We start from the raw sequence: 6,000 nt of genomic DNA, 5'->3' as shown, positions 1-6,000 counted from the left end.
TCTCCGCCGTTCCCAGCGTCCCAGCAACCGCCTCAGCAGCGCCGGTGAAGGGCGTTCTAAGCATTACAACTATACACCGCAAGCAGAAAAACACATCCGGGCCATTTTTTTTGCATTTTCATGTTTAACCCTTTAAAAACAAATAGATAAGATGGTGTCAAATGGTTCGCTCAGCCCCTTCCGAAGGCTATCGCCGCCCAAAACCCGAATGCGTTGCCAGGCCCAAATGCGGTCGACCACAATATGTAGCGTGACTCTAACTGCCTTGCACAAGTCATCCCGACTCGAAACCCGGCGCAGACACCGTTGAGTGGCGCAAGTTTCCAACGAGTCGCCCTATCCGCACCAAAAGCCAGGTCTTGTGAATGCCCCGCATATGCGGTCAGGTTCCGGTGCAGCAGATCAGGCGTGACGCAACCATGACGACCACTCTATCATACCCCGTTATTCGGCCCGTCGGGTTTGATGGAGTCCTTGTTACGTTTTCACAACGGATGACCGAGCTTTCGAACCGGGCTGCGTTGGCGTTTCGGGCCGCCGCCGAAAGACAGGGCTGGCCCGAGATACTGGAAACCTCGGCTTCGCTGACATCGGCCTATGTTCGGTTCGATCCCCTGCGCCTGCCTTATGCCGAGGCCGAGCTTCGGCTGAATGAATTGCTGGGCCAGCGCGATTGGTACAGCGCCGCCCTGCCCGCGGGGCGCAGGCTGTGGCGGGTTCCGACGGTTTACGGCACCGAATTGGCGCCACAGCTGGATGAGGCAGCCAATGCCGCCGGTTTGACCCCGGCCGAGGCAATCCAACGGCTCAGCCAGACACAGGTGCGCGTGCTGACAATCGGGTTCGCACCCGGTCAGCCTTACCTGGGACCGCTGGGTTCCGAGTTCGACATCCCCCGGTTGCCCACGCTGACGCCGATGGTGCCACAAGGCGCGCTGGTTCTGGCAATCGCGCAAATGGTGCTGTTCTCGGGCCCGACGCCGACAGGGTGGCGGCATGTGGGGCAGACAGCCTTTCGCTGCTTTCGACCGGACCAAGAACAGAGCTTTGCGTTGCGCCCCGGTGACGAGATGCTGTTCGAACCGGTCTCTCGGACCGAGTTTGAGGCCATTGGGGCTCGCAACACAGACGGTTCCGGCGGCGCGACCTGCACGGAGATCGCGTCATGACCCTGCATGTTCACAGGATCGGCCCCGCGTGCACCATTCAGGACCAAGGGCGTACCGGTTTCCTGGATCAGGGTCTGTCACGATCCGGGGCCGCCGATCAGATGGCGTTGCATGAAGGCGCGGCTTTGCTGGGGCAGGCCCCGGATTGCGCCGCTCTTGAGATGGCCGGGGCGGGCGGCACATTCGAGGCCCAGGCTCTTACGCGCTTTGCCCTGACCGGTGCCCCGATGCAGGCCGCCATCGACGGCGCCCCAATACGGTGGAATGCCTCTTATGAGGTGCAGCCGGGGCAGCACCTGACCATCGGCGCGGCGCGGCAGGGCAATTACGGTTACTTGCACCTGCCCGGCGGGATCGCATCCGACATCATGTTGGGATCACGCTCGGCCCATCTGACAGCCCGGATCGGTCGGCCAATCCAGGCAGGGGACGTTCTGGCAGGACAGTCCGCGCCCGGATCGGGCACCGTTGGCCTGACGATGACGCCCAGCGACAGGTTTTCCGGCGGCCTGCTGCACGTTGTGGCAAGCTTTCAGACCCCTCTGTTCGACACCGCCACCCTGGCGCGTTTCACGCAAACCGAGTTTCGCCGGGGCGCCCGCGCCAATCGGATGGGCATGCAGTTGACCAGCGAAGGCGAAGGCTTTGCTGCGCAAGGTCAGCTGAATATCCTGTCCGATGTTATCACCCCCGGCGACATTCAGATGACCGGCACCGGAGAGCCGTTCATCCTGTTGCCGGAATGCCAGACCACGGGCGGTTACCCGCGTATTGCAACCGTGCTGCCCTGCGACCTGCCGCGCGCGGCGCAGACCCCGGCGGGCGGTGCCGTCCGGTTCGAATTCGTAACGCAGGATCAGGCCCTGGCATTGCAATCCGCCCATGACACCGATCTGGCGCGCCTGCCCGCCCGCGTCGCGCCGTTGGTCCGCGATCCGCATGACATCGCTGACCTGTTGTCCTACCAATTGATCAGCGGAATGATCTCAGCCACCGAGTAAGGAGAATTGCCCATGCCCCGCGTCGATCTGAATGCCGATATGGGCGAAAGTTTTGGGCCCTGGAAGATGGGTGATGACGAAAGCCTGCTGAAAATCATCACCTCGGCCAACATCGCCTGCGGCTTTCATGCGGGGGATTGGGACGTGATGGCGGGGACAATGGCGCTGGCGGCCGAGAATGGCGTGGGCATCGGCGCGCATCCCGGTTTTCCCGACCTGCAAGGCTTTGGCCGCCGCAACATGAAGGTACCGCATGCGTCGCTGCGCAATCTCGTGCGTTACCAACTGGGCGCGGCAATGGGCATGGCCAAGGCGGTTGGCACCAAGGTCCGGCACCTGAAGCTGCACGGGGCACTGGCCAATATGTGCTCGGTCGATCTGGATATGGCAAGGGCCTGCTATCAGGGCGCGCTGGATGTGGACCCGGACATCATCATCATGGTGTTGGCCGTCACCAAACAGGAAGAAGCCGCGCGCGAGCTGGGTTGCAATTGGGTGGGCGAGATCTTTGCGGATCGCGCCTATAACGACGATGGCACGCTGGTGGATCGGTCTTTGCCCGGCGCGGTGATCCACGACCCAAAGGTTGCCGGCCCGCGCATTCTGAACATGGTGCAGGACGGTGCGATCCTGACCGAATCCGGCAAACGGCTGGAAACATCGATCGACACGATCTGCCTGCACGGCGATGGCCCGACGGCGGTGCAAATCGCCCGTTCGGTGCGCGAGCATTTGATCGACGGCGGTGTCGAGGTCACCAAGTTCATCCGCTGATCAGCTTGCCCCCCCACAGGCACACCGGGTTCAGGCTGTTGCCCGTGCAGGCACCAGCGCCTAGCATGGCCCCAAGTGCATGATCTGCAAACTGCAAATCCGCACATCGCGACGCAAGGAGCTGAGCCAATGTCTTTCGACCTGATGTCCTATGAGCCCCGGGGCGACAAGAAGAACTCGGAATTTTTCACCGAGTACCTTCCCCGTATCTATGAACGCCGCACCAGTTCCGGAATTGCCGATCAGGTCGGGCCGATGCGCGCGATTGTCCTTCAGGTCGAACCCGATGCGCTGTTCAGCACGATGATCGAGCTGTACGTGATGTCGCCCTATCGCCACTCGGCCAGCTATCTGGGTCAAACCCACAAGTTCGCGGTGATGCATTCTCATCCCGATTACCCGGCGCTGATCGTGATGGCCCCGCTCAGCCCCGCGTTCGAGGACTTCATTCCCCGCATCAACCGCATGTATCCGATGGCGCGCGCCACCCCCCAGACCCGCTATGTCGGCGAGGTGTTCGGCGCAACCGATCTGAACGCGCTGACCCGCACGCTGGAAGAGCAGAACATCCGGTTCGAATATTCCGGCGATACCGAGAACCCGTTCTATACGCTTGACGGATTCCGCTTTACCACGCCGTCGGATTTCACCTGCAACCGCGTCGGGTATTCACCACTTGATTTCAACGACCCCGACAGTCTGGGCCTGGGTGACCGGGTCTTGCTGAGCGATGCGGAACAGGCGCAGCTGGACCAGGCCGCGGCCTTTGGCGCCGACAGCCAGATCGCGCCCTTGATGCTGGGCATCGACCATCTGGCCACGCGCGTTCTGGCGGGCGAGCGCGAGGACGCGATCCTCGAATTTCTGACGATGGTGCCTTATTATTTCTGGGGCGCCTACAACATCTTCGACATGAACTCGTCAACCAATGTGAACCGCAACGCCAATGTGGACGATGACAAGAAATCCCCCGCCAAGGTGTTTACAGCCAACAACACGCCGTCATTTGTGAATTCCTTTGCCAAGCTGCCGATGCCCACGGAAGATTTCGTGCGCAATTACGGGCGTCGCCTGCATCACATGGCGGTCGAGATTCAGGACGGCGACCACGGCGCTGGCGAAAAGAATGTCGATTTCGTGGTGAATATGCTCAAGGACAAGGGCGTGCCATTCCTGGCCCATGTCGTGGGCGAATGCAAAGACGACCCGAACCTCAAACAGATCTTCTCGAAACACTCGAAGAACACGCTGCTGATCACCGAGTATATCGAGCGGTGCCACCACTATGACGGCTTCTTTACCAAGGACAACGTTGCCGCGTTGACGGCGGCCGCCGGGCAAGACGAACAATACCAGCACGGTCACGTCTTCGACTGAACCGCGCTGACAAAAAAAGGGCTGCGGTATTATCGCAGCCCAGCTTCATCCAGGAGAGAGTGTCGGGCCTTATGATGGCCCGATCATGAAACAGGTCACGTTGCGCGCCTTAAGGCGCCGACAGGCCAAATCTGCCTGTTCGCGGGTCATGCCCTGGAAGGTGGCATCAAACCCACGAGAGCTTTGGTTGACCTTGCGCAGAGTACCCTCAAGCGTGGTCATCTCGGACAAGGCGGTTTTCAACAGCACCTTTTCGGCCTCGTAACGCGTGGTGAAACGCCCGACATTGACCCCCCAAAGGTGACCGCCCGACGTGGACAGGCGCGTCACCACCTCTTGTTCGGGTTCGGGTTGTGCTTCCGGCTCGACCGATGCCAGCACCAGGTTGTCCGGCCGGATAGCGGGGCGGGTATCGGCGTTTTCGACCGGCGGCGCGGTGGGCGCGATATCGGCGGCGGCCATCGCCGCGGCAATACCGTCCTGAATCCGTCCGCCGTTTCTGGCGGCGGTTTCAGCAACAGTGCTGGCCACCTGAACCGCAACGCCCGCGCCTGGGCGCAGAACCGGGCGCAAACTTTTCTTTGGCGCCGCGATCAACCCTGCAACCTGGGTTGTGCCACCCAGCCCGGTATTGCCGGCATAGGCCGGGCGGGCCGGTTTGCGAATCGGTGCACGCGATGGCGCGCGGCGGAACCCCATGTCCAAAAGTTCGGCAACCCGCGCGTTGCGCGATGCGCTGGACTTGCCGCCAAACACCGTCGCGATGATCCGCTCATCCCGGCGCTTGGCCGATGCCACCAGGTTGAACCCGGCGGCGCGCGTGTATCCGGTCTTGATCCCGTCGGCACCCTTATAGGCGGCCAGCAGGCGCCGGTTCGTATTTGGAACAGTTTTGATCCCAGCATGCGTCGATTGCCGCGAGAAAAGATTGTAATATTGCGGATAATCATACAGCAGGTGACGGCCCAGCGTGGTCATGTCACGGGCCGTCGACAAATGGCCCGATTCCGTCAGACCATGCGCGTTCTTGAAGGTCGTCCGGCTCATGCCCATGGCCTTGGCGGTTCGGGTCATGCGCCGCGCAAATGCCGCCTCGGATCCGCTGATGGCGATCCCGATTGCCGTGGCCGCGTCATTGGCGGACTTAACTGCGGCAGCCCGGATCAAGTACCGAAATGCGATTTTCTGCCCGCTCCGCAGCCCCAGCTTGGACGGCGGCTCTGATGCGGCCTTTTTGGTAATGCGCACCTGGGTATCCAGGGTGATTTCACCGTTCCGGACCGCCTCGAACGCAATATACAGCGTCATCATCTTGGTCAGCGATGCCGGGTGCAACCGAGTGTCTGCATTCCTGGAATGCAGAACCTCACCGGTCCGCGCGTCGATCACCATCGCCGCGTAAGGGGCAGCCGCCAGGTGCATGGGCACCGCGATTGCCATCCAAGCCAACGCAATAAGGAGCAAGCCCATTCGGGCCGGAACTGTCCGCCGAATCTGCACGATCTATGCCTCTGTCTGCCTCGCGCCGCCGGGTTTTCCCGGTCAGCTGATTTTGTTCTAATTCCCACAAGGCTAACACAGAGGCGGGATCGAATAAACCTAAAGCTGGTATCTTTGATGAAATCCCAACTCCGGAAAACGCTACTATATATGGCGGCACGGTCGGCCCGACCCACTAC

5 protein-coding genes are annotated in these 6,000 nt (G+C 61.2%); 4 read left to right on the top strand and 1 reads right to left on the bottom strand.

Features of this window, described 5'->3' with window-relative positions; genetic code table 11:
- Positions 1 to 419: 419 nt before the first annotated feature.
- From ACXAG8_RS18080 to ACXAG8_RS18065, 4 genes are all read left to right on the top strand, one after another.
- Positions 420 to 1,169, top strand: coding sequence for a 5-oxoprolinase subunit B family protein (locus ACXAG8_RS18080; protein WP_475230440.1), 750 nt, complete (start codon positions 420 to 422; stop codon positions 1,167 to 1,169).
- Entirely contained in the window at positions 1,166 to 2,170 is a 1,005-nt protein-coding gene (locus ACXAG8_RS18075; protein WP_475230423.1) for a 5-oxoprolinase subunit C family protein, read from the top strand. Before ACXAG8_RS18080 ends, ACXAG8_RS18075 begins: the two co-directional genes overlap by 4 nt.
- 12 nt (positions 2,171 to 2,182) lie before the next feature.
- Complete coding sequence (locus ACXAG8_RS18070; protein ID WP_475230420.1) at positions 2,183 to 2,944, top strand: LamB/YcsF family protein; 762 nt, start codon at positions 2,183 to 2,185, stop codon at positions 2,942 to 2,944.
- A gap of 129 nt (positions 2,945 to 3,073) precedes the next feature.
- Positions 3,074 to 4,321, top strand: a complete 1,248-nt coding sequence (locus ACXAG8_RS18065; protein WP_475230415.1) for a hypothetical protein — start codon at positions 3,074 to 3,076, stop codon at positions 4,319 to 4,321.
- Between the two features lie 69 nt (positions 4,322 to 4,390).
- On the opposite strand, the gene ACXAG8_RS18060 is transcribed toward ACXAG8_RS18065, so the two are convergent.
- The gene (locus ACXAG8_RS18060; protein ID WP_475230412.1) at positions 4,391 to 5,791 is read right to left on the bottom strand and encodes a D-alanyl-D-alanine carboxypeptidase family protein; all 1,401 of its coding nucleotides are present in this window, start codon (positions 5,789 to 5,791) and stop codon (positions 4,391 to 4,393) included.
- Between the last annotated feature and the right edge of the window lie 209 nt (positions 5,792 to 6,000).

The sequence above is a fragment of the Ruegeria sp. ABD4_443 genome (genome assembly GCF_056160865.1).
This window is presented reverse-complemented; position numbering and strand designations above follow the sequence as displayed.

Coding starts and splice junctions, on each gene's coding strand:
- ACXAG8_RS18065 (WP_475230415.1), top strand. CDS start 3,074: ATGTCTTTCGACCTGATGTCCTATGAGCCCCGGGGCGACAAGAAGAAC.
- ACXAG8_RS18060 (WP_475230412.1), bottom strand. CDS start 5,791: ATGGGCTTGCTCCTTATTGCGTTGGCTTGGATGGCAATCGCGGTGCCC.
- ACXAG8_RS18075 (WP_475230423.1), top strand. CDS start 1,166: ATGACCCTGCATGTTCACAGGATCGGCCCCGCGTGCACCATTCAGGAC.
- ACXAG8_RS18080 (WP_475230440.1), top strand. CDS start 420: ATGACGACCACTCTATCATACCCCGTTATTCGGCCCGTCGGGTTTGAT.
- ACXAG8_RS18070 (WP_475230420.1), top strand. CDS start 2,183: ATGCCCCGCGTCGATCTGAATGCCGATATGGGCGAAAGTTTTGGGCCC.